A 25,323-nucleotide genomic window follows, 5' to 3' on the forward strand; every position below is an offset into this window, starting at 1 on the left:
GTGGGATTAAAATCAGTTGAAATACAAGGTTTTAAGTCCTTTAAAGATAAAATAAAATTGAATTTTGATAATCCCATAACAGCAATTGTTGGGCCAAATGGTAGCGGAAAGTCAAATATTTCTGATGCTATTTTATGGGTTTTAGGTGAACAATCAGCTAAAAATCTCCGTGGGAATAAAATGCAAGATGTTATTTTTGCTGGAACTCAGAAAGAAAAACCTGTTAACTTTGCACAAGTTTCCATAACATTCGAAAATGACTTATGGAAAGACATTGATTATCAAGAAATTACAGTAACAAGAAGAGTTTTCCGTACTGGTGAAAGTGAGTATTACATCAATAAGAACCAAGTTCGCCTAAAAGATGTCAAGGAATTGTTTTTAAATACTGGAATCGGAAAAGAAGGATATTCTGTAATAGGTCAAGGTAAAATAGATGAAATTCTGTCATCAAAAAGTGAAGATAGAAGAGAATTATTTGAAGAAGCATCTGGAATTTCCAAACAAAAATACATCAAAGAACAAAGTGTTAAGAAACTTGAACAAACTAATGAAAATTTACTAAGAATTGAAGATATATTGATTTCACAAGTTGATAGATTAAAATATTTAGAAAAAGAAAGTAAAAAGGCTAAACAAGGAATTGTTCTGGAAGAAAAACTAAAGGAAATGGAAATCCAAAAAGCTTTATTGGATATCGAAAAACTTTCTATTACACTAAGTGATGTCATTGAGAAAAAAGAAAATAATGATAAAACCTTGATAGACTTAAAATCAAAACTTGTAAGATTTGAAAATAAAAGAAATGATTTATTAAAAAGCATCAATAAAATAGATATCGATACAGAATTGAAAATCTCTAATTTAGCTGATATTAAGAGTCAAAAAATAAAAAACGAATCAGATATTCAATTGAATGATGAAAGACTTAAAAATAGCAACACTGAATTAGAGAGATTAACAAAAGAAAACGAGAATTATTCGTCAGAAATTAAAAATTTAACATCAAAAATTGATAATTTACAAAATACAATAAAGAACTCTGAGAAAAAGCTTGAAGAAATAAATTCAAATTTAGAAAAATTGAATATTGATGATTCTGAAGATGAACTTAACATTAAAAAAGAATTGAGCGATAAGAACTCAGAAAAATTAAATGAATTACAGTCAATTTATACACAACATATTATAGAAAAATCTTCACGTGATGCTATTGAACAAGAAAGATTGAAAGAAATATCAGAAGTAAAAAAGCAAAAAGAAGAATCTGAATTCAAATTAACTCAACTAGTAAAATCATTACAAAATTTCGAAGCAATAATCAGTGATTATGACATAAGTTTAGGTAATTTGAACAAAGATAAAGAACAAATTTCTAGAATTATTAAAGATAAAAAAAAGTCTTTACTTGATTTAAAGGAAAAATTATCGAGATTAAAAGAAGAATCTATAACTAACAAAAACAAATATATGTTTTTGAAAAATACTATAGATAATCATGAAGGATACAACTTTACAGTTCAAAACTTTTTTAAAAAGTTAAATCCTAGTTTACAAGATAAAGTAATAGGGACACTTGGGGATTTAATCAGTGTAGAAAAGCAGTATGAGAAATCTGTTGATGCAATAATGTCATCAGCGTTTCAAAATATAATTGTCAGGAATGAAAATGATGGTAAGGAATTAATTAATTTTTTGAAGTCATATAAGATAGGAAGACTTACTTTTTTACCATTAAATAAAATAAAATCTAGAAATTATAATTATGTAAAAGATGAATTGGTACTTGGACATTTAAATGAATTTATAAAATCTGATGAAAAATTTAGGGATATTGTAGATTATTTTGCACAGAAAACACTTGTAACTAAAGATATGGAAGATGCTATTATCGTAAGTTCGAAATACAAAAACTATAGAATAGTTACATTAGATGGTGATATCATTAATAGTTGGGGTTCAATGGTAGGTGGATATAAAAAGCCTTCCAATTACTCAATACTATCAACGAAAAATAGTTTAAATTCTGTTGAAAATTTGTATAAAGACTGTGTTAATGAATACAACGATTTGAAAAAAATATACGAAGAAAATATTGATATTGTAAATCAAAACAAATCCGATTTAGAAATTATTGAAGATAAGATTGTAAAATTAAGAACTGAAAGGTATGCTTGTAATAGCAACATCAAGGACAAACAGTTTGAAATTAAATATTTGAAATCTAATATTAGTGATTTTGATAATAAGTTGAATTCAAATACTATACAAAGTGATGCAAATGATTTACAAGAAACTGATTTAAAAAATCAAATTGTAGAATTAGAAAGTCTTTTAAAAGAATTAAGTGTTGAAATTGAAAAATTACAAGAACAATATAATTCGGAAAAAATGAATATGATTAGTTTAAAATCTGAATACTCTTCTGTACAAAGGGATTTAAATATATTTAATAATCAGTTAAATGATGCAAAAATTAGAAAAGAATATTTAGAAGATAACTTTAAAGTTAATTCAGTTAAAATTGATGAAATTCATAAAAATATTTCTAAATACAAAAGCCATAAAAATGATATAAAATCTAAAACTATTGATTATGATGATATTATTTCTGGACTAAATAATGAAATTTTAAATATGAAGTCCAATATGAATGAATTTAAATCAGAGTTAACAAAGATTGAGCAATCAATATATGATTCAAATGCTAGTGTTCAAAAAATAGAAATTAGCAATAACTCATTAATTGAAAAGGCTTTAAATACAACAGAGAAGTTAAATAATATAAAAATTGATATTAATGAGCTATATGATATTAATATAGACACAATAGAATCTAATTCTGATATTAAAATTAGTCAGAAAGAAATCAATAAAATTATCAATGATTTAAGAAATATAGGTTCTTTTTCTGTAGATAGTATTCAAGAATATGAATCAGTTAAAAAAGAATTTGATTTTATGACTAAAAATAAAAATGATTTAATTGAATCCAGGGAAGATATCATGAGTGCTATTAATAAGCTTAATAGAGAAATGAAAGAAGTATTCACCAAAAAATTTGAAGAAATAAATACAAAATTTATTGCGATTTTTAAACAACTTTTTAATGGAGGATATGCAAGTCTTAAATTGACCGAAGATGATGTTCTAAGTTCTGGAATTGAAATAACTGCTCAACCACCTGGGAAAAAACTTCAAAGTCTAAACTTGTTGTCCGGTGGAGAAAGATCGTTGACAGCGGTAGCGTTGCTTTTTGCGATTTTTGAGACAAGACCATCTTCTTTTTGTATATTAGACGAAATAGATGCTGCTTTAGATGAAATAAATATTAAGAGATACAAAGAATATTTAATTAAATTTAAAGAAAAAACTCAATTCATTATTATTACACATAGAAAAAGTACAATGGAGATAGCTAACATATTATATGGAATAAGTATGGAAAAAGATGGAATATCTAAAATGATTAAATTAGATGTAGATAGGAGAGAGATATGCTAAATAAGTTCTTTGATAAGTTTAAGTCTAAAAAAGATGACGAAGAAACAAAAAATACAGAAGAAGATTTACAACAAGAAGAATTAGAAATTAGTCAATCCAATGAAAATATAGAAATAAGCGAAGAAGTTAATGATGCTGAAAAAGTCGGTGAAGAAAAAAATGAAAAGTCTGAAACTGATAACGAAAAATACCAAGAACAATCTGAAGAAATTATCGAAGATAAAGAAGAAAATAAGGAAGGATTTTTTGAAAAATTAAAGAATTCATTACTTAAAACTCGTGACAATATTTCTAATAAGATTGATCAAGTTTTAGCCAATTATAGAACGGTTGATGAAGAATTATTCGAAGAAATTGAAGAAACTTTGATTTCCGCTGACATTGGTGTTGAAACAACATTAAAGATTGTTGCTCAATTGAGAGATAAAGTAAAACTTAATAACATTCAAGATCCAAGTGAAATAAAAAATGTTTTGGCTGATATTTTAAAAGAAAATATAATTAATGATAAGATCGACAATAATTTAAATGTAGATGATAAAACTATTATTTTAGTAGTCGGTGTAAATGGTGTAGGAAAAACTACTACGATTGGTAAATTAGCCATGAAATTCAAAAAAGATGGGAAAAAAGTTTTGATGGTTGCTGCCGATACTTTTAGAGCAGCGGCTATAGAGCAGCTTACTGAATGGGCAAATAGATCTAAAGTTGACATTATTAGTCACAAAGAAGGTTCTGACCCAGCTAGTGTTGTTTTTGATGGAGTTAGTGCTATGAAAAGTAGAGATGCAGATATATTAATTTGCGATACAGCTGGAAGGCTTCATAATAAGAAGAATTTAATGAATGAATTGAATAAAATAAAGAGAGTTATTGAAAAAGAATATCCAGAAGCTAAAAAAGAAATTTTACTAATTGTAGATGGCACAACTGGACAAAATGCTATTATTCAAGCAAAAGAATTTATGAATGCAACTGATTTAACAGGTGCTATAATTACAAAACTAGATGGTACAGCTAAAGGTGGAATGATATTTCCACTTGAAATGGAATTGGGAATTCCAGTAAAATTCATTGGAATTGGCGAACAGGTTAATGATTTGGTTAAGTTTGAACCAGAAAAATTTATAGAAGCAATAATAAATTAAAATTGAATTTTTTTTCATTTTTTGATAAAATTTGTGTGTGGAGGAATAACATGGATAATAAATTTAATAACGGATCTGTTAAGATCTCTAATGACATAATTTCACTTATTGCAGCAGAAGCTTGCATGGAAGTTGAAGGTGTAAAAGCTATTATGACACCACAATCAGAAAAAGTAAATATACAAAAAGGAGCTCAAAAATCAGTAATCATTGAAATTCTTGACAATGCTGTAAATGTAAGAGCCCATATTGAAGTAGATTCTGATTATAACATCAAGGATGTATGCTATAAGGTGCAAAAGAAAATAAAAGAAAATATCGGCATGATGACTGGGTTAGTTGTCATAAATGTAGATGTTGTTTGTGAGAAAATAAGTATTTAATGTAACCCTCTTATCAGAGGGTTATTTTCTTGGAGGAAATATGTCAAGAAGACAATCTAGAAAAAGCGCAATGCAATTAATCTATGAAATGAATATGAATGGAGATTATGATAAAAATAGAATTGAAGAATTTTGTAAATATCAGAATATTAATAAAAATGATATAGTATTTTTCAAAGAAATTGTATTAAATTTTATTGAACATATTGATGACATAGTAAATATTATAGAAAATAACACAAAACAATGGAACTTGGACAGAATTAATAAACTAGATTTATCGATTTTACAAGTTGGTGTTTGCGAAATTCTATACGTGGAAAGCACTCCAGATAGTGTTGCAATTAATGAAGCCGTTGAATTAGCGAAAGAATATTCTACAGAAAAATCATACAGTTTTATCAACGGCATATTAGGCTCTGTATTAAAGAGAAAAGAAAATGCAAGTTTATAGTGTTAAAGAGATTTCTGATTATATTCAAAATACTTTGAAGAAAGATCCAATTTTATCCAATGTGTGGATAGAAGGTGAGATTTCAAATTTTAATAAAAATATTTCAGGACATGTTTATTTTAGATTAAAAGATGAAAAAGCATTGATTTCTTGTATGATTTTTAAAACAATGTCTCTTGCAAAAACTATTAACTTAAAAGATGGAGACAAAGTTCAACTAAGAGGAAGTATAACAACATATCAAGGATCAAGCACTTATCAACTTCTTGTAAAAGAATGTAAGAAATCAGGCACTGGAGACCTTTTTCAAAAGTATTTAGAGTTAAAAGAAAAGCTTGAACGAGAAGGCTTTTTTTCGGAATCAACAAAAAAATGCATAACTAAATATCCTAAAGCTATTGGCGTGATCACATCTTCTACTGGAGCGGCCGTGAATGATATTTGCAGAACAATAAAGAGAAGATATCCTATTTGCGATATTTTGATATATCATTGTGTTGTTCAAGGAGAACAATCGTCAGAATCTATTATACAAGGCATTAAATATATGGATGAGCAAAATCTAGATACTCTTATAGTAGGAAGAGGCGGTGGTAGTTTTGAGGATTTAAATTCATTTAATGATGAAAATCTTTTAAAAACTATTTATAATTCAAAAACCCCTATCATAAGTGCTGTTGGTCATGAAAATGACTTTATGCTTTCTGATTTTGTAGCGGATTTGAGGGCATCTACTCCAACAGCAGCTGCTGAACTAGCCACTGCTGATTTTAATGAATTAAAATATTTTTTACAAGAAAGCTACGCTAAAATTAATAGAATTTTGATAAGAAGATTTGAAGATGAAAATCAAGAATTAGAGTATTATGGTAAGCAGTTGGAATTTTTAGGTCCCAAAAACATTATTAAAGAGCACATGGATAATCTTCAACTTTTGAAGGATAGCTTAAAAAAAGCTTATAAGAAAAATTTGGAAGATAAGTACAATGAAGAATTAAATATTTATCATAAATTAAACTTGTTGAAACCTGATAAGCTATTATCTTTAGAAATCGAAAAACTAAATAAAATTCGAATAACAATGATTAAAAATTTGATCTCAAATATTAATTACAAAGAATTGATTTTAGACTCATATAAAAATAACTTATTGCATTTGAATCCAAGTACAATTTTAGAGAAGGGATATGCAAAAGTATTAAAGAATGATAAGAGTATTTCTTCTATTAATGATGTTATGGAGAACGAAAAAATTGTCTTAATTATGAAAGATGGTAAACTTGATACAACTGTTCAAAATAAGGAGAAATTCAATGAATGAATATAGAGAATACGATGAAGGATTAAAAAGACTAAGTGACATCGTTGAAAAGTTGGAAGACAGAGAGCTGAGTCTTGAAGAAAATATAAAATTATACGAAGAAGGTATGAAGCTTCACAAGAGATTAAGTTCTATTTTAAAAGAACAAGAAGGTAAAATGACTTTGATTAAAGATAACAAAGAGGAAGATTTTCAAATAAATATGCTTTTAAGTGATGATAATGAATAGTCAGGAAATCATAAATTTAATAAACACTTCAATTAAAGCTTTAAAATTTTCTGATGATAAAATTGGCGAAGCTATGAGATATACTCTTGTTGATGACGATGCAAAAAGATTAAGACCGCTTTTATTTTTACTAACTTATCAAATGTTTAATGAATCTATTAATGAATTTATCAGTTATGCTATTTCAATAGAATTAATTCACAATTATTCATTGGTACATGATGATTTGGAATGCATGGATAATGACGACTATAGAAGAGGAAAATTAACAGTGCATAAAAAATACGGGGAAGATATTGCGGTTTTAGTTGGAGATGCACTTTTAAATTATTCTTTTGAAGTGTTATCTGAATCAATTAAAAACGATATTGACGCAAAATGTGCAAATTATATCGTAAAAAAATCAGGATGTTTTGGGATGATAAAAGGTCAACTTTTGGATATTGACAGTGAGATTTCTGAAAAAAATATTATTGAAATTTACGATAAAAAAACATGTAATTTACTTAAAGCGGCTACTGTATCTGCTGGAATTTTAAGTAAAGTTGACGATAATACATTATTTAAGCTAGAAGATTATGCTTTTAATCTAGGAATGGCATTTCAAATAATTGATGACATTATGGATTATGAGAATGATTTAAAAATTAACAAAAAAACTTATGTCACTATTTTTGGAAAAGATAAAGGCATTGATGATGCAAATAAGTATTCTCAAAGAGCTATAGAATGCATTAAAGATATTGATAATTCACGACCTTTAATTGAGATTACAAATAAATTATTGGACAGGAAATATTAATATGAGAATCGACTTGTATTTGTGCGAAAACAAATTTGCGTCTTCTAGAACAAAGGCAAAATCTTTGATTGAGAATGAATTGGTTTATTATAAAGGTAATCTAGTAAAGAAACCATCACTTGAGATAAATTCTGATGAAGTTGAAGTAAAAGAACATACTGAATACGTTGGGAGAGGTGCTTTAAAGCTTTTAAAAGCTTTTGAGGTATTTAACATAGGTAAGCATAATTTGTGCTTAGATATAGGCTCATCTACTGGTGGATTTACTCAGGTTTTATTAAAAAACAATGCAAAGGAAGTCTATTCTATTGATGTTGGTGATAATCAAATGGTTGATGAACTTAGACAGGATAGCAGGGTTAAATTATTCGAAAATACAAATTTTCGAAATATTAATGTAGATGAGTATCCGAAATTTGATTTGATAGTATGCGATGTATCTTTTATATCATTGAAAATGATTATTCCAAATGCCGTTAAAATGCTAAAAAATAATGGCGAAATGATATTTTTGATAAAGCCGCAGTTTGAATTAAAATCAAAAAATCATATAATTAATAATAAAAAGGAACATTTATCTATAATAAATGATATTAATAATTATCTAAATAATGAAGGATTGTATATTTCTGAGATGACACATAGTCCAATAAAAGGTAAGAGTGGAAATATAGAGTATTTAATCCATATTACGACTTTAGATAATAAAAATATAAAATTCAAGGATGTTGTGGAGACAGCATTTAATAAATTGAGGTAGAAATATGAAAAAATACACAAGGCAAAGATTAATTCTAGACTTAATAGAAGAAAATGAAATAAGAACTCAGGAAGAACTTTCTGACTATTTAGAAGCTCATGGAGTTAGAGCTACACAAGCTACTATTTCTAGAGATATAAAAGAATTAAGAATATCAAAAGTTCAAACTAGAGAAGGCGAATATCATTATGCAATAATTGACACTGTACACGATTCATTAAACGAAAGATTAGATAAGATTTTCAGATCTGCTGTGTTGACTATCAAGCATAATGAAGATATGGTAATTATTAAAACAATATCTCACACTGCAACAGTATGTGGTATGGCAATTACCAACGCTAAATTAGACAATATAGCAGGAATTTTAACAGGTAACGATACTATTTATATAACTGTTGAAGATAAATCTGGATTGGAAAAATTAGTTTCAGAAATCAAATCAATCATCAGGTAAAAAAATGTTAAATTCTCTTTATATAGAAAATTTTGCGATAATTGACAAAATCAATGTCGATTTTACAGATGGACTTAATATCATAACTGGGGAAACTGGTTCAGGAAAATCAATTTTGATAGAAGCTTTTGAACTTCTTCTAGGACAAAGATTTAACAAAAGTTTTATCAGAGATTCTTCAAAAAAAACTATTGTTGAAGCGACATTTACAATAGCTGATAATTCTAAAATTAAATTTTTAGAAGATATGGGATACAATGTCGAAGATGGAGTAATAATAATCTCAAGAATTGTAGACACTAATTTAAAAAGTATAAATAAATTAAATAATAGATCAATCACGCTTAATACATTAAATGAATTAATGAGTAAATTTGTTGATATTCATGGGCAAAATGGAACTCAATCACTATTGAACAAGGATTTTTATTTAGATTTAATTGATTCCTTTGATAAGGAAGAAACTTTTAAAATCAAAACTGAGCTAAGCGGAGTTCTCAATAATATTGCAGAATACAAAAAAGCATACAAGAGTTTTAATATTACAAATGAAGAAAAAGATAGACAACTTGATATTATTAATTATCAAATTGATGAAATATCACAAATAGATCTTGATAATGTAGATGAAGAAGAACTTGAAAACGAGTATAATAAACTATCTAATGTTAATTTGATTAAAAATAATATCGGTGAAATATTAAACATGTATTCAGATGAAAACTACAATGAACAAGATATAAACACTATGTTTAATATTGTTTTAAGCAAAATGGACTCAATCTGTGAGTTTGATAATGAAGTGAATTCTTTTAAGCAAGATTTGGATAAGATTTATTATGAGATGGACGACTTGTTTTCAAGGATTAGTTCGTATTCATCAAGCATTTATCAAGATGAGTTTAAATTAAATGATTTAGAAAATAAAATAGCAATAATTACAAATTTAAAGAGAAAATACGGGAAATCTATTGATGATATAATTTCATTTAGAAAAGATTTGGAACGTAGACTTAAAGAACTGAATGAAATTACAGAAAATAAAAGAAAATTCAAGGACTTAATTGATTCAGACAAGAAAAAAGGGCTTGAACTATCAGATAGACTTCATAAAATTAGAAAAGAAATTGTTTCTAAATTAGAAAAATTGATTGTTCAAAATCTAAAAGATTTGAATATGAAACATGCTGATTTTCAGGTCAAATTTGAAAAGCTTTCTGATTTCAATGAAAAAGGTTATGATTCATTGGATTTTCTAATTAAAACAAATCTAGGACAAGATTTAAAACCAATGGCATCTATTGCATCTGGTGGAGAAATTTCACGTATTATGCTTGGATTTAAGTCAGTTATATCAGATTTTGAAGATATCAATACTCTTATTTTTGACGAAATTGATACTGGAATTAGTGGTAGGACGGCATTGGTAGTAGGTGAAAAACTTATTGATTTATCAAAAGATAAGCAAGTGATTTCAATAAGTCATTTACCTCAAATAGCTTCATTGAGCGATAATCACATTTTAATTGAAAAGATTGATTGTAATAACGAAACAAAATCAATTTTAAAAGTATTAACTCCTGAAGAAAAGGTAAATGAAATTTCTAGATTGATCGGTGGAATAAACATCACAGAAACGACAATTGAACAAGCAAAATTAATGATCAATCAAGCAAATGAATTAAAAAATGATAGGAGATAATTATGGATTATGAAGAAAAAACTATAAAGAGTGAAATGATATATGAAGGAAGAATTTTAAACCTTAGGTTAGATACGGTTGAACTTCCAAATAGAAAATACTCCAAAAGAGAAATTGTAGAGCACGCAAACGCTGTGTGCATAATCGCAGTAAAAGATAATAAATTATTTTTCGTTAGTCAATATAGAAAAGCTATTGACCAACAACTAATGGAATTACCAGCAGGATTAATTGAACACAACGAAACACCAAAAGATGCAGCGATAAGAGAAATGAGAGAAGAAATAGGTTATAATTGCAAAAATTTAACTTATCTGTTCGATGCATATTCTTCTCCAGGTTTTAGTGATGAAAAAGTAAGTTTCTTTTTGGCTGAAGAATTATTCAGAGACGAACTAGAAGCAGATGATGACGAATTTTTAAATATAGAACTCATCGAACAAGAAAAATTAATACAAATGATAGAGGACGGAGCTATTGTTGACGGGAAGACAATTATGGGAATTCTATATTTTTTAAGGAATGTGAGTAAATGCTAGAAACGATAAATCATTATATTATAATTATACTTGTATTACTTCCAACTATTGTTCTCCATGAACTTGCTCATGGTTATGTTGCTTACTGGATGGGTGATAATACGGCTAAAAGCATGGGTAGATTAAGCTTCAATCCTATTGATCACATTGATCCATTAGGTGCAATTAGTTTGATTTTATTCAAGTTTGGTTGGGCAAAGCCAGTTCCAATTAACTCATACAATTTTAGGAACAGACATTTAGGGATGTTCTTGGTTTCAATTGCAGGAGTTACAGTAAATTTAATTTTAGGACTTATATTTTCGTTTTTATATGTTAAATTTTCTCATGTAAATCCTGTAGTATCAGAAATTTTGAGTTTATTTATTGTATACAATGTGTATTTTGCTGTATTTAACTTAATACCCGTTCCACCTTTAGATGGTTCTAAGGTTATAACTGCTTTTTTCCCAGGAAAATTTTTAGATTTTATGGCAAAATATGAAAAATACACTTATTTTATATTGCTTATATTAATATTTTCAGGTGTGTTGGGTAAAGTTTTAACGCCTATAACATCATTTATAATTGATAAGTTTTTAAGGTTAGCAATTGCACTATGAGTTTAATTATTGAAACTGAAGAATTCAACGGTCCAATGGATCTTTTATTAAATTTGGTTGAAAAAGAAAAAATTGATATAGAAAATGTTGATTTAGCAAAAATTACAAATAAATTCATTGAAGAAGTTGAGAATTTGAAAAATCATTCTACTAAAGATTTGACTGATTTCATTTACTTAGCTTCTACTTTGTTATATATAAAATCAAAAAAATTATTACCCAAAAATGATTTTGATGAAGATGATCAGATAGATGAAGATTTAATTAAACAACGATTAATAGAATATAAAAAATTTAAAGAAATCTCTAAACAATTGATTGAATTAGAAAACATCTCATCGAAACATTTTAGAAAAATTCAAGAGGATTTATCGGTTTATCAATCTGAAAAAGAAAATTTGATTGTTCCTGACATTAATTTATTATCTGAAACTTTGTTAGAAATATTAAATAAGGTAGATAATAGAATTGTCATTGAAGAAACAGAAATTATAGAAGCAGAAGAATATAAGATTGAAGATTGTATTGAAGATATATTGTGGAAGGTAGAAAAAAATAACAAATATAGTTTTTCATATTTTTTATCCAAAAAGACCAATAGAAATGAAGTTATATCTGTTTTTTTAGCTTTACTAGAATTATTAAAATCAAACATACTAAAAGTTGTAAAAAATGAGGGTAATACGGAAATATTAATGAGGTAATTATGGAAGATAAAATTATTCGAAATAAAATTGAATCTTTACTTTTCTTATGGGGTGAACCATTAGATATTTCTTCAATATCTGAAGCTATAAACCTTGGCAAAAAAGAAACTAGAAATATGCTCGATGATTTAATTAAAGAATACGAATATAGAAACACTTCTCTGGAAATCAGATGCATCAACGATAGCTACCAAATTCAAACGAAAAAAGAATACTACGAATTTTTAAAAGAAATTTTTGTGAAAAATAAAAATACAAGATTAACTAATACCACCATGGAAGTTTTATCGATTATAGCTTACAGACAACCAATAACAAGAATTGAAATTGATGAAATAAGGGGAGTAAAATCTAGTTCATCAATTGACACTTTAACTAAAAAAAATATAATAAAAGAAGTCGGAAGACTCGATAAAATCGGAAAACCTATATTATACGGAACTACAGATGAGTTCTTGTATTATTTTAATATTAATTCTTTGGAAGATCTTCCTAAATTAAACGAAATAGAAAAACTTATTAAGGAAAAAGAAAATGAGAATAAATAAGTTAATCGCGCAAAGTGGATATTGTTCTAGAAGAAAGGCTGATGAACTAATCAAAAACTCAAAAGTTTGTGTCAACGGGACAATACTTTTAGATTTATCGTATCAAGTAAATGATGGTGACATTGTTGAAGTTGAAGGTAAGAAAATTAGAAAAAAAGAAGAAAAAGTTTATATTGCTATCAATAAACCTGTTGGATATACTTCAACAGTTAAGGATAAATTCGCTAATAAAAAAGTTGTTGATTTAATTAAATCTAATACAAGGGTTTATCCAGTTGGTCGTTTGGATAAGGATTCTCATGGATTATTAATATTAACGAATGATGGTGATTTAACTTATGAATTAACTCATCCTAAATTTGAGCATAAAAAAGTTTACGAGGTTTTAGTTAAAGGTAAAACAACCAAAAACAAAATACAAGAATTAAAAAATGGAATAATATTAGATGGTTATAAATTAAAAAAATCAAATATAGAATTTATTGCCAATGTAAAAGACAATACAAAATACATGGTAACTATTTATGAGGGTAGGAACAGACAAATTAGAAGAATGTTTGATTATATAAATCATCCGGTTTTAGATTTGAAAAGGGTTCAGATTGGTAATTACAAGATGGACGATAATTTAAAAAGCGGAGAATACGTACTGTTAAAGAGAAAAGATTTGGACTTAATAAGAGGTAAATATGATTGAAGTTAGACTTGCAAATAACAAAGACGAAGAAATTTTAAAAAATTTTAACTTAAAAATAGAAGATATTGTAGGGGATTTTTGCTTTATATATATTGACGACTTAAAACCAAAAGGGTATTCTCTGATTAGGACAGAAGATAAAAGAGCAAATATAGCAGATTTTCAATTACAAGAGGAGAATTCTAACAAGTTATTTTTTCTAAAAAGTATAGGGATGAATTTGAGAGATTTTGGTATTGAAGAGTTTTATGATAATAATGGTTTAGTAAAATCATTTTTTGAAAATCAAGGCAAAATAGACTTTAATCTACTTTTTAGGGGAAGCTGTAATGATTTATAACAATACTAAAACATTAGTTGAATCATTGATGAAAGATAAAATTCCAACTTCAAAAATTTGTTTAGATATGACATTTGGAAACGGAAACGATTCATACAAAATGTTATCCATAAACGAAACCATTGAAGTTTATGGGTTTGATATCCAAAAAGATTGTATAGATAATTCTAGAAAATTTGAGAACTTGAAAGTTATTAACGATTCTCATCTAAATTTTGACAAATATATTAATCAGAAAATTGATTTTGTGGTGTTTAATTTGGGATACCTTCCAGGTGGAGATAAAAAAATAACTACTGATTATGATACTGTAATTAAAACTTTAGATAAACTTTTGAAAGTGCTAAGCACAGAAGGTCAAGTTGTTATTACTTTCTATCCTGGGCACAAGCCAGGACTTGAAGAAAGTATAAACATAATCCCATATCTTCATAAATTAAACCAAAAAGAATTCAATGTTATTAGATACGATTTTATAAATCAAATAAACAATCCACCTTTTGTATGCTTAATTGAAAGGATTAAATAATGAATGTAGCGATAATAGGAGCAGGTGCAGCAGGATTAATGGCTGCAAGCTTCATTAAAGATGAATATGAAATTCATATTTTTGATCATAATGAAAAAATAGGTAAGAAATTGTTCATTACCGGAAAAGGAAGATGCAATATTACCAATTCTTGTGAAATACAAGATTTGATCGAAAATATTAATACAAATAAATATTTTTGTTACAGCCCATTTTATGACTTTACTAACGAACAAGTCATAAATTTTTTTAATTCAAATGGTCTTAAAACAAAAGTAGAACGTGGAAATAGAGTTTTTCCAAAGAGTGATAAATCATCAGATGTGATAAAAGTATTTGAAAAAATTTTGAAAGATAAGAATGTAAACTTACACTTAAATGAAAAGGTGAATAAAATCTATAAATCGAACAAATTTTATCTGACTACAAGTAGTGATGAATATGCATTTGATAAAGTTATCATAGCTTGTGGTGGCAAATCATATCCAAATACAGGCTCAGATGGATCACTTTACAATCAAATAACTAAGCTAGGTCATACTATTCATGAAATGAAGCCTGGTTTAAGTGCAATTATTTTAAAAGAAAATGTAGAAGAATTAGAAGGTGTTAGTCTTAAAAACGTCGGATTAAAATGTTATTTGAATAATAAATTGATATTCAATGATATAGGTGAAATGATTTTTACAAGAAAAGGAATTTCGGGTCCCTTAGTACTTACTTTATCAAGTATATTGTGCAACAAAAATGGTGACATTAAAATATCGATAGATTTGAAACCAGGATTGACAGATCAAAAACTTGATGATAGGATTTTAAGAGATTTCAGCGAAAATCAAAACAAAACCATTGAAAATGCCATAAGTAAAATAACGATAAAAAAATTAATACTGCCAATTTTAAAATCTGCAAGTATATATCCAAATAAAAAAGTAAATGAAATAACAAAATATGAACGTGATAATTTAAGAAGAATTTTGAAAAGTTTTGATTTTACTTATGTATCAAATGAAAAGCTTGATTACGCAATAATTAGTGTGGGAGGAGTCGATGTTAATGAGATTGATCCGAGCACGATGGAATCTAAAATTGTAAAAGACTTGTATTTTTGTGGAGAAGTAATTGATGTTGATGGTTTTACAGGAGGATTTAACTTACAATTTGCTTTTTCAACGGGTTATTTAGCGGGGATAAATATATGAAAAAAATCAAATACGAAAACGAATCAAAACTTTATGATGATATTAATGAATATATCAAAGACAAAAATTTTGACATATTATTGATATCGACGCCTAGAGTTATGAAAGAAATTTTCGACGATAGATTAATTAAAACAAATAAAAATATTTTGATCTCATCAAGAATGCTCAGAAAAAATGACGATGATAATGTTTATATTGAATTGATTAATAATGACGTATATTCTGTTACTGTTGATGGACCAAGTGGATCTGGCAAATCAACAGTTTGTAAATTAATCTCAAATATATTAAACATTGAGTATTTGGATACGGGATCAATGTATCGTTCTCTTGCTTATTTTTGTTTGAAGAAAAATATAAATTTGGAAGACGAAGAAGCGGTCATGCATGTATTGAACAATTTGGACATAACATTTGAATCATCTAAGATTAAAGTTGATGGCGAATTCTTGCGAGATAAAATAAGAACTAATGATGTATCTATGACAGCATCAAAAGTTTCAACATATTATTCTGTAAGAGAAAGATTAGTTGAAATTCAAAGACAGATTGCGAGCAACAAAGCGATTATTATTGATGGAAGAGATGCTGGTACTAACATACTAAAGAACGCTGATTACAAGTTTTATTTGGATGCATCACCCGAAGTTAGAGCCAAAAGAAGATTTAACGAACAAAAAGACGATTCATCTTATGAAACGATTCTAAAAGACATAAAATTAAGAGATGAACAGGATAAAAATAGAAAATATGCTCCTTTGAAACGAGCCGAAGATGCTGTTTATATAAATTCTGATGATATGAATATTGATGAAGTTGTTGAAAAAATAATAGAGATAATTAGAGGTAGAAATGTTTTATAGATTTGCAAGATTTTTATTGAAAATAGTATTTAAAATAAGATACAAATTAGTTGTTCATGGAAATACGAAACTTCCTGAAACTCCTTTAATTATTTGTGCAAATCACATAAATTTATGGGATCCAATTTTATTAGCGATAATTTTTGAGAGACCCATACGATTTATGGCAAAAAAAGAATTATTTGATAATAAATTTCTAGGTTTTTTACTAAACAAGTTTGGAGCTTTTCCGGTTGATAGAGATAATGTAAATATTAAAACGATAAAAGACGCTATCAAGCTTGTAAAAAACAATGAAGTTTTGGGAATATTTCCAGAAGGAACAAGAGTAAAAACAGTTAGTGAAGAAAATATGAAAACAGGAGTTGCTATGATTGCGTCAAGAGCAGGAGCAGATGTTATCCCAGTATTCATAAATTCTAATTATAAGTTCAGATCAAAAGTAGAAGTGTTTGTAAGAGATAAAATAGCTATATCAAGTTTTGATGATGTTTCAAAAGATATAAGAAATAAAGCAATAACTAGAGCTATATACGAAAATATTTACAAGGTGAATTGATGAATATAATAGTACAACAAAATGCGGGATTTTGTTATGGAGTTAAAAGAGCAATAGAGATAATTGAAAATGACCCATCAAAATTAAAGTATACTTTGGGTCAGCTTATCCATAACGAACAAGAATGTAAAAGATTAGAAGCTTTGGGTATAAAACAGATAGACGATTATACTCAAGCTGAGAAAGGCTCTACGATTTTTATTAGATCTCACGGTGCAACATTAAAATTAAAAGAAGAAATAAAAAATAATGGATACAAATTAGTAGATTTAACTTGCCCATCACTATTAAAAATTTATGAAAAAATAAATAAAAAACACGAAGAAGGTTACAAAATTATTATTATTGGAGATCCAAATCATCCGGAAATTATAGCGATGAAAGGACAAGTCGAAAATAATGTTGAAGTTGTTAACTCAATTGATGAGGCAAAAAAAATAAAAGGTGAAAAATTATATGTAATTTCACAAACTACTAATTTAAAGAGGAAATTTTTGGAAATTTCTGATATAATAGTAAGAGGTAATACTAACGTTGTGATAGATAATACTATTTGTGGGGCTACAAAAAGCCGACAAATGGCTTGTTTAGAGCTTTCTAAGAATGTCGATTGTATGATTGTGATTGGTGGCTTGAATAGTTCTAACACAAATAAATTGTATGATATTGCAAAACAAAATTGCAAAAAAGTTTTAAGAATTGAAACATACAAGGATATTTGTATCGATGATAGTATTATTGAATCTAAATTATTAGGTATTACAGCTGGTGCGTCCACACCGGCTTGGATTATTGAGGAGGTTGTAAATTTAATGGATAATTACAGCAAGGATTTTATGGAACAAGTAGAAGAAAGCATGAATAAGATTTACCCAAAAGAAATCGTAAAGGGTGAAGTTATTTATGTAACAGATGATGAAGTCATGGTTAATATTGGCTATAAGGCTGATGGTATTATTAAATTAGACGAATTATCAACAGAAGAAGGTAAATTACCTAAGGATTTGTACAAACAAGGCGACGAAATCGAAGTTTACGTTATTAAGCTAGATGACGGAGAAGGAAATGTTGTACTTTCTACAAAAAGAGTTGAAGGAATTAAAAACTGGAAGAATTTAGTTTCTAGTTTTGATAATGATTCAACTGTAGAAGCAAAAGTAACACAAGTAGTAAAAGGCGGCTTAATAGCTACAATTGATAATGTAAGAGCTTTTATACCAGGTTCTCAAGTAACTACTCACTTTGTAAAAGATTTATCTAAATATGTAGGAGAAACTTTGGTATGTAAAGTTTTGAATATAGATGAAAAGAAGAGACGTTTAGTTTTATCTCACAGAGCTGTTGTAGAAGCAGAACAAAAAGAAATTGAAGATAAGGCTTGGGAAAACATAACTGTTGGTGAAACAATAACTGGTAAGGTACAAAGATTAACAGACTTTGGTGCATTTATCGATTTAGGTGGAGTAGATGGTTTACTTCATATTTCAGATATTTCTTGGAATAGAATTGAATCCCCAGAAGATGTTTTAAAAGTTGGAGATGAAATCGAAACTTTAGTTCTTAAAGCTAACAGAGAAAAGAATAGAATCTCACTTGGCTTGAAACAATTACAACAAAAACCATTTGACGCTTTCGTTGAAAACAATCACGAAGGGGATGTTATTGAAGGAGAAGTTGTAAACTTAGTTGACTTTGGTGCTTTTATTAAATTAGCTGAAGGAATTGAAGGCTTAGTTCACGTTTCTGAAATTTCAAATGAACACGTTGATAAACCATCAGATGAATTAAATATTGGTGATACAGTTAAAGTTAAAATCTTAGAAATCAATCCTGAAAAGAAAAGAATAGCTTTAAGTATGAAAGCTTTATTACCAAAACCTGAAAAACCAGAAAGAAAGCCAAGACCTAAAAAAGTTAAACCTAAAAAAGTAGAAACTAAACCAGAATCAAGTGAAGAAACTTTGATTAACAGTGATTTAGGTGCATTATTAGATTTAAAATTAAAAGAAATCGAAGAAGATAACTAAAATCTACTTTATATCCAAAAGCCAAACAGGTGTTTGGCTTTTTTTAATGTATTTATGAATTATACACCGTGTTTTGGGGTATATAAAAAATATAGATTAGGGTGTGATTTAATATGAATGTAGATTTTAAATTATATGAAAATTATTATAGTGAATTTGCTACAAAATCAAATGAAGCTGCGAGAATTCAATCCGAACCAAATGATAATTTAAGAAATCCGTTTCAAATTGACAGAGATAGAATTATTCACTCAAAATCTTTTAGAAGACTTAAACATAAAACACAAGTGTACTTAAATCCTGAAAAAGACCATTACAGAACAAGGTTAACGCACACATTAGAGGTTACCCAAATAGCTAGAACTATTGCAAGGTGTTTACGTTTAAACGAAGATTTAGTAGAAGCAATAGGCTTGGGACATGATTTGGGACATACACCTTTTGGGCATGTAGGTGAAAAGATATTAGATAAACTTAATCCAAAAGGATTCAAACATTATAAACAATCCATTAATGTTGTCCAATATATAGAACATTCAAGTTCTAGAATAGGTCTTAATCTAACGAAACAAACATTAGATGGAATAGTGAATCATTCAGGTAGCAACAAGGCAAATACCTTAGAAGGGCAAATTATTAAATATTCAGATAGAATTGCCTACATTAATCACGATATTGATGATTCTATTAGATCAAATATTATAAAACATAGTGATTTACCTATAGAAATTACAGAAGAACTAGGAGATAGAGGTTCAAAAAGAATTAATTTCTTAGTAAATGATTTAGTTGAAAATAGTTTCGATAAAAATCACATTGAAATGTCTGATAAAACTTATAGACTAATGGAAGATTTGCGATCATTTATGTTTGAGAACGTATATTTTAACGACATAGTAAGAAAAGATGATAAAAAAGTAGAATATGTACTAACTAATCTATATAGTTACTATTTAGAAGATATTAGTAGATTACCAAAATCACACACAGATATTTACAATAATATTGAGTTACAAAATAAAACCAAAGATGATATAGTTACAGATTATATCGCTGGTATGACTGATTCATTTGCAAAAAGAACTTTTAAAGAAATTTTCATACCAGATTCTTGGAGCATATAAAGATAGGATGATAAGATGGGATTTATACCACAAGATAAAATAGATGAGATAAAAAGTGTTGCAGACATAGTTTCTGTAATTGGAGATTATGTTGAATTGAAAAGGGCTGGTTCAAATTATGTTGGACTATGTCCATTTCATAATGAGAAGACGCCGTCTTTTAGTGTATCGCCATCAAAAGGCATTTTTCATTGTTTTGGTTGTGGTGTTGGTGGCGATGTTATATCCTTTATAATGCAAAAAGAGGGCATGTCATATCCTGAAGCTATTAAATTTTTGGCAGATAAGTTAGGTATTTTAGTCGAAACAAATGAAGTAAATAAAGAAAAATACGAACATCGCAAAAAATTATTTGAAATTAATAATGAAGCCAAATTATTTTATTACAAAAATCTATTGATAAATGACATACCGAAGGATTATATAAAAAAAAGAAATCTTAATAATAATTTGATTAATAAGTTTATAATAGGTTACGCTGATGGGAAAAACAGTCTTTATCGTCATTTACTACAAAAAGGGTATCAAAAAGATGATATAATAGAAGTCGGCCTCATAAATCAGGACGAAAAAGGGAATGTTTATGATAAATTTCGAAATAGGTTGATGTTTCCTATTATAGATATAAGAGGCAATGTTATTGGTTTTGGTGGTAGAGCTCTTGCGGATTCAAGGGCAAAATATATGAATTCTCCTCAGAGCCTAGCTTACGATAAAAGCAAGAATGTTTATGGAGTTTCTAATTTAAAAAATTCTACTAAAGTTGGGAAAATCATATTGGTAGAAGGATATATGGATGTTATCTCATTGACAAATTATGGATTTGACTATGCTATTGCTTCATTGGGTACTTCTCTAACACATGATCAAGCAAAATTAATCAAAAGATATTGTAAAAATATTTATATATGTTATGATGGTGACTCAGCAGGTCAAAACGCAACATCACGTGCTATAGAAATATTTAAAGAGCAGGATATTAGTCCTAACATTATTGTCATACCTGATAATATGGATCCTGATGATTATATTAAACAATACGGAAATGAAAGTTTTAATAGGTTAATAGATAACGCAATGGATAGTGTTATTTATGAATACAAGAAAATACTTCAAAAATACGATATTAATGATGTAAAAGAAAAAATACAACTTATAGATGATTTGACAACTTTATTATCAAAATTAGATAGAGAAGTCATTAGGGATGAATATATTAAGAGATTTTCTGATGATTTAAATATAGAATATTTAAGTTTAAAAAAAGATGTCTCTAGTAAATTGAATGAAGTTAAGCCTAACATCACTTTTCATAATGAGAGAACTGATGATAAAAAAATTACAGAAAAAGATAGTATTAACAATCAGGAGAAAATAACTGCAGCTGAAATAATGACAATTGCTTGTTTTCATAAAGATGTATACTATGATTTGAAAGAAGAATTCTCAAAATTCAAAACTAAGATCAGTTCTTATAATAACTTTATGGAGTTTGTGGATTTTTACTATTCTAAAAATAATGAAAATCAAATTGATGAAAAATCGGCTAGAGATTATTTTAAAAATGATATTCAAATGGATCGTACTATCGATTATTTATATCAAAAATCTAGAGATTCAATTAATATTAATAACATCGGAAGGGTTGTATTGGAAATCAAAAAATACCTAATGACCCAGGAAAAGGAGAATATTAAATCTCAGTTAGATCTAATGCAATCAGTAGAATTTAATGAAAAGATTAATAAAGAATATAATGAAATTTTGAATAAAATCTTAGAAATTAATAGACAAATTAAAGAGTACAAATAGTCAGAAAGGAGTTTTTTATGTCAGAAGAAAACTTGGATGTTGAACAAATAAAAAAAGAAGCATTAAATCAATTAATAGAGATAGGTAATGAGAATGATGGCATAGTAACTATCAAAGACTTCAAAAAGATTGATGATATTTCTTCTCTTGATGAAGATGATATAGAAGATATAAGAAATTTGCTAATTGAAAATAATATTGAAATTTTTGAAAGTAATGATGAAATAGAGAAAAAATCATCTTCAAAGGATGACGACAAAGACGATATCGAAGATGACGAGTCTATTGATGATGAAGACGATGACGATATTAAAGATGACAAAAAAATCATCGAAGATGTTTCCGATATTAAAGGAATTAATGTCGACGACCCAGTAAAAATGTATTTAAAAGAAATCGGAAAAATTCCTTTGTTATCAGCTGAAGAAGAAGTTCAATTAGCGCAAGAAATGGAAAATGGATCTAAGAGAGCTAAGAAAAAGTTAGCAGAAGCAAACTTACGTTTGGTTGTAAGTATTGCTAAAAGATACGTGGGACGTGGAATGAGCTTTTTGGATTTGATTCAAGAAGGTAATCTTGGTCTTATGAAAGCAGTGGATAAATTTGACTATACTAGAGGTTTCAAGTTTTCAACATACGCTACTTGGTGGATAAGACAAGCTATTACAAGAGCGATTGCTGACCAAGCTAGAACAATAAGAATTCCTGTACACATGGTAGAAACTATTAATAGACTTGTAAGAATTGAAAGACAATTATTACAAGATTTGGGAAGAGACCCTACAAATGAAGAAATAGCAAAAGAAATGGGAATTGAAGTAGAAAAAGTTAGAGAAGTTAGAAAAATAGCTCAAGAACCTGTAAGTTTGGAAACACCTATTGGTGAAGAAGAAGATAGTCATTTAGGAGATTTTATTGAAGATGATACTGCTATCGCTCCAGATGAAGCAGCAAATTTTACTATGCTTAGAGAAGAATTAGAAGGCATTTTAAACACTTTAAATGAAAGAGAAAGAAAAGTATTAGCATTAAGATTTGGACTTGTTGATGGTACTCCTAGAACACTTGAAGAGGTTGGTAAAGACTTTGATGTCACAAGAGAAAGAATCAGACAAATAGAAGCAAAAGCTTTGAGAAAATTAAAACATCCATCTAGAAGTCAAAAATTAAAGGATTTTTTGGAATAAAATGAAAAAACGTAGGCTTGAAGAAATAATTAACTTAGTAGAAGATAATTCAATAGTTGCTGATATAGGAACAGATCATGGAATTGTTCCGTATGAATTAATAAAATCAAATAAAGCAAAGAAAGTTATCGCATCTGATATTAGTGAAAAATCATTAGATAAATTAAGAGAAAAACTAGATTATCTTGATGAACCTGAAAAAATAATACTAAATGTATCCGATGGCTTGGATAACCTAAACGAGTATCAAGTTGACACGATAATAATTTCAGGAATGGGAGGAAATTTAATCGTTGATATATTGAACAAAAATATCGATGTAGCTAAAAGCGCAAACTGCTTAATACTAGGAGCAAATAATTCACTTTCAGTACTAAGAAAATTTTTACGTGACAATTCTTTTGAAATTATAGAAGAAGTTGATTTGTTTGAAAATGACAAATATTATCAAATAATTAAAATTAAAGTCGGTAAGCAATTATTTTCGAATGATTATGAGTATGAATTTGGAAAATTTTTAATCGATAATAAATCTGAAAATTTGAAGCAATATATAAAACAACAGATAGAAAATAAGAAAACAATATTGTCGAATATATCAGAAAAAGACTCTGATAATGTAAAAAATGCTATTGATAATATTAAGATCGAAATAAAAGAACTTGAGAAAGTGTTGAATAAAATTGAAGCTTAAAGATTTTATAACTTGGTATGAAAAATTAGTTCCTTTAGAACTTCAGGAAGACTTTGACAATAGTGGTATTCAATTTGGTAATTTAAATAGAGAAATAAATAAGATTTTGATTTCCTTAGATTTAGATGATAATTGTCTGAATAGAGCTATTAGAGAAAAATATGATTTGATATTTACACATCATCCAGTTATTTTTCATCCATTAAAAAATATTATAGAACAAAAAAATAGTGTAAATACACGATTAATTAGTGCGATAAAAAATGAAATTTGTATTTATTCTTCGCATACCAATTTAGATAGTGTCGAATTTGGAGTAAGTGATGCGCTAGCTAAACAATTAGGCTTGATTAATCCTAAAATTTTAGATTCTCATAAAAACAATACCGGATATGGAAAATATTCTGATATTGAAGAGGATTTTGCAGAGAATTTTATTTGTGATTTGAAAAACAAATTAAATCTTGAAAATGTAATTGTTTACGGTAATACAAATCGAAAGATTAAAAGAATAGCGGTATTAGGTGGAAGTGGTGGTCACTTCATTGAAAATTGTATTGATACTAATTGTGATGTATTTGTATCTTCTGAATTTAAACACGATGAACAGATAGATGCACAAGATAACAATCTTATACTAATAGATATTGGCCACTATGAATCAGAAAAATTTATTCTTGAACCGTTAAGACAAACTATTCAAAAATCTTTTCCAGATATCAAAATAGATGTTAATTATTTAAAAAAACCAACTAGAAAAATTTTCTAATTATGTTATAATGTTATGGTGACTAAATCAGATAATCGCATGAATTCATGAGGAAAGTCCGTGCACTATAGAGCGAGGATGCTGGATAACGTCCAGTGGGGGCGACCCTAAGGCTAGTGCAACAGAGATATACCGCCATTTATTGGTAAGGGTGGAAAGGTAGGGTAAGAGCCTACCAGCATAAAGGTGACTTTATGGCTATGTAAACCCCATTCAGTGCAAAATCAAATAGGATTAAAGACGGCTGCTCGTCGTCTCCGGTAGGTAGATTGCTTGAACTAATTGGTAACAATTAGTCTAGATAGATGATTATCAAATACAGAACACGGCTTATAGATTTGGTCATAAAAAAAAGATTGGT

General features: G+C 27.8%; 26 protein-coding genes and 1 other RNA gene. All 27 read left to right on the top strand.

All coding sequences use genetic code 11. The annotated features are described in order from the left end of the window. The 27 genes from smc (at position 1) to rnpB (ending at position 25,311) form a co-directional block, all read left to right on the top strand. A complete protein-coding gene (gene smc, locus DES33_RS02595; RefSeq protein ID WP_110057991.1) occupies positions 1-3,504 on the top strand; it encodes a chromosome segregation protein SMC in 3,504 nt (1,167 codons plus the stop codon). Continuing rightward, the gene (gene ftsY / locus DES33_RS02600) at positions 3,498-4,652 is read left to right on the top strand and encodes a signal recognition particle-docking protein FtsY (protein WP_110057992.1); all 1,155 of its coding nucleotides are present in this window, start codon (positions 3,498-3,500) and stop codon (positions 4,650-4,652) included. Before smc ends, ftsY begins: the two co-directional genes overlap by 7 nt. Positions 4,653-4,702: 50 nt before the next feature. Then, a complete protein-coding gene (locus DES33_RS02605) occupies positions 4,703-5,035 on the top strand; it encodes an Asp23/Gls24 family envelope stress response protein (RefSeq protein WP_002836527.1) in 333 nt (110 codons plus the stop codon). 40 nt (positions 5,036-5,075) lie between these two features. Then, entirely contained in the window at positions 5,076-5,489 is a 414-nt protein-coding gene (gene nusB, locus DES33_RS02610; RefSeq protein WP_094205749.1) for a transcription antitermination factor NusB, read from the top strand. Beyond that, positions 5,476-6,810: an exodeoxyribonuclease VII large subunit gene (gene xseA, locus DES33_RS02615; protein ID WP_110057993.1), complete on the top strand. Its 1,335-nt coding sequence runs from the start codon at positions 5,476-5,478 to the stop codon at positions 6,808-6,810. The genes nusB and xseA overlap by 14 nt, the downstream gene beginning before the upstream one ends. Continuing rightward, complete coding sequence (gene xseB, locus DES33_RS02620; protein ID WP_002836523.1) at positions 6,803-7,039, top strand: exodeoxyribonuclease VII small subunit; 237 nt, start codon at positions 6,803-6,805, stop codon at positions 7,037-7,039. Before xseA ends, xseB begins: the two co-directional genes overlap by 8 nt. Further along, entirely contained in the window at positions 7,032-7,841 is an 810-nt protein-coding gene (locus DES33_RS02625; protein ID WP_110057994.1) for a polyprenyl synthetase family protein, read from the top strand. Before xseB ends, DES33_RS02625 begins: the two co-directional genes overlap by 8 nt. Position 7,842: 1 nt before the next feature. Then, entirely contained in the window at positions 7,843-8,601 is a 759-nt protein-coding gene (locus DES33_RS02630; RefSeq protein WP_110057995.1) for a TlyA family RNA methyltransferase, read from the top strand. A 4-nt stretch (positions 8,602-8,605) separates the two neighbouring features. Next, positions 8,606-9,058 (top strand): arginine repressor, encoded by a 453-nt coding sequence (locus tag DES33_RS02635; protein WP_002836519.1) that lies wholly within the window; start codon positions 8,606-8,608, stop codon positions 9,056-9,058. A gap of 4 nt (positions 9,059-9,062) precedes the next feature. After that, positions 9,063-10,760 (top strand): DNA repair protein RecN, encoded by a 1,698-nt coding sequence (recN, locus tag DES33_RS02640; RefSeq protein ID WP_110057996.1) that lies wholly within the window; start codon positions 9,063-9,065, stop codon positions 10,758-10,760. A 2-nt stretch (positions 10,761-10,762) separates the two neighbouring features. Further along, entirely contained in the window at positions 10,763-11,299 is a 537-nt protein-coding gene (locus DES33_RS02645) for an NUDIX hydrolase (protein WP_110057997.1), read from the top strand. After that, positions 11,293-11,901 (top strand): site-2 protease family protein, encoded by a 609-nt coding sequence (locus DES33_RS02650; protein ID WP_094207194.1) that lies wholly within the window; start codon positions 11,293-11,295, stop codon positions 11,899-11,901. Before DES33_RS02645 ends, DES33_RS02650 begins: the two co-directional genes overlap by 7 nt. Continuing rightward, positions 11,898-12,605 carry a segregation and condensation protein A gene (locus DES33_RS02655; protein WP_094207193.1) on the top strand — a complete coding sequence of 236 codons (708 nt, stop codon included), beginning with the start codon at positions 11,898-11,900 and terminating at the stop codon, positions 12,603-12,605. The genes DES33_RS02650 and DES33_RS02655 overlap by 4 nt, the downstream gene beginning before the upstream one ends. Positions 12,606-12,607: 2 nt before the next feature. After that, complete coding sequence (gene scpB / locus DES33_RS02660; RefSeq protein ID WP_110057998.1) at positions 12,608-13,156, top strand: SMC-Scp complex subunit ScpB; 549 nt, start codon at positions 12,608-12,610, stop codon at positions 13,154-13,156. Continuing rightward, complete coding sequence (locus tag DES33_RS02665; RefSeq protein WP_110057999.1) at positions 13,143-13,853, top strand: pseudouridine synthase; 711 nt, start codon at positions 13,143-13,145, stop codon at positions 13,851-13,853. Before scpB ends, DES33_RS02665 begins: the two co-directional genes overlap by 14 nt. Then, positions 13,846-14,193, top strand: a complete 348-nt coding sequence (locus tag DES33_RS02670; protein WP_094207191.1) for a hypothetical protein — start codon at positions 13,846-13,848, stop codon at positions 14,191-14,193. The genes DES33_RS02665 and DES33_RS02670 overlap by 8 nt, the downstream gene beginning before the upstream one ends. Continuing rightward, a complete protein-coding gene (gene mnmM / locus DES33_RS02675; RefSeq protein WP_110058000.1) occupies positions 14,183-14,722 on the top strand; it encodes a tRNA 5-(aminomethyl)-2-thiouridylate-methyltransferase MnmM in 540 nt (179 codons plus the stop codon). The genes DES33_RS02670 and mnmM overlap by 11 nt, the downstream gene beginning before the upstream one ends. Further along, on the top strand, positions 14,722-15,924 hold the full coding sequence (locus tag DES33_RS02680; RefSeq protein ID WP_110058001.1) for a BaiN/RdsA family NAD(P)/FAD-dependent oxidoreductase: 1,203 nt from the start codon (positions 14,722-14,724) through the stop codon (positions 15,922-15,924). Before mnmM ends, DES33_RS02680 begins: the two co-directional genes overlap by 1 nt. After that, on the top strand, positions 15,921-16,790 hold the full coding sequence (gene cmk / locus DES33_RS02685) for a (d)CMP kinase (RefSeq protein WP_110058002.1): 870 nt from the start codon (positions 15,921-15,923) through the stop codon (positions 16,788-16,790). The genes DES33_RS02680 and cmk overlap by 4 nt, the downstream gene beginning before the upstream one ends. Next, positions 16,780-17,349: a lysophospholipid acyltransferase family protein gene (locus DES33_RS02690; RefSeq protein ID WP_094207187.1), complete on the top strand. Its 570-nt coding sequence runs from the start codon at positions 16,780-16,782 to the stop codon at positions 17,347-17,349. Before cmk ends, DES33_RS02690 begins: the two co-directional genes overlap by 11 nt. Then, on the top strand, positions 17,349-19,376 hold the full coding sequence (locus tag DES33_RS02695; protein ID WP_110058003.1) for a bifunctional 4-hydroxy-3-methylbut-2-enyl diphosphate reductase/30S ribosomal protein S1: 2,028 nt from the start codon (positions 17,349-17,351) through the stop codon (positions 19,374-19,376). The genes DES33_RS02690 and DES33_RS02695 overlap by 1 nt, the downstream gene beginning before the upstream one ends. Positions 19,377-19,489: 113 nt before the next feature. Then, entirely contained in the window at positions 19,490-20,500 is a 1,011-nt protein-coding gene (locus tag DES33_RS02700; RefSeq protein WP_094224742.1) for a deoxyguanosinetriphosphate triphosphohydrolase, read from the top strand. Positions 20,501-20,515: 15 nt separating this feature from the next. Then, complete coding sequence (gene dnaG, locus DES33_RS02705) at positions 20,516-22,312, top strand: DNA primase (RefSeq protein ID WP_110058004.1); 1,797 nt, start codon at positions 20,516-20,518, stop codon at positions 22,310-22,312. Between the two features lie 17 nt (positions 22,313-22,329). Further along, positions 22,330-23,499 (top strand): RNA polymerase sigma factor RpoD, encoded by a 1,170-nt coding sequence (rpoD, locus tag DES33_RS02710; protein ID WP_094208648.1) that lies wholly within the window; start codon positions 22,330-22,332, stop codon positions 23,497-23,499. Position 23,500: 1 nt separating this feature from the next. Further along, a complete protein-coding gene (locus DES33_RS02715; RefSeq protein ID WP_094224740.1) occupies positions 23,501-24,193 on the top strand; it encodes a tRNA (adenine(22)-N(1))-methyltransferase in 693 nt (230 codons plus the stop codon). Continuing rightward, complete coding sequence (locus tag DES33_RS02720) at positions 24,183-24,962, top strand: Nif3-like dinuclear metal center hexameric protein (protein WP_094224739.1); 780 nt, start codon at positions 24,183-24,185, stop codon at positions 24,960-24,962. Before DES33_RS02715 ends, DES33_RS02720 begins: the two co-directional genes overlap by 11 nt. A 19-nt stretch (positions 24,963-24,981) precedes the next feature. After that, an RNA gene (gene rnpB / locus DES33_RS02725) (RNase P RNA component class A) lies at positions 24,982-25,311 on the top strand. Positions 25,312-25,323 lie beyond the last annotated feature (12 nt).

This window comes from Finegoldia magna (assembly GCF_003182075.1).
Classification (GTDB): domain Bacteria; phylum Bacillota; class Clostridia; order Tissierellales; family Peptoniphilaceae; genus Finegoldia; species Finegoldia magna.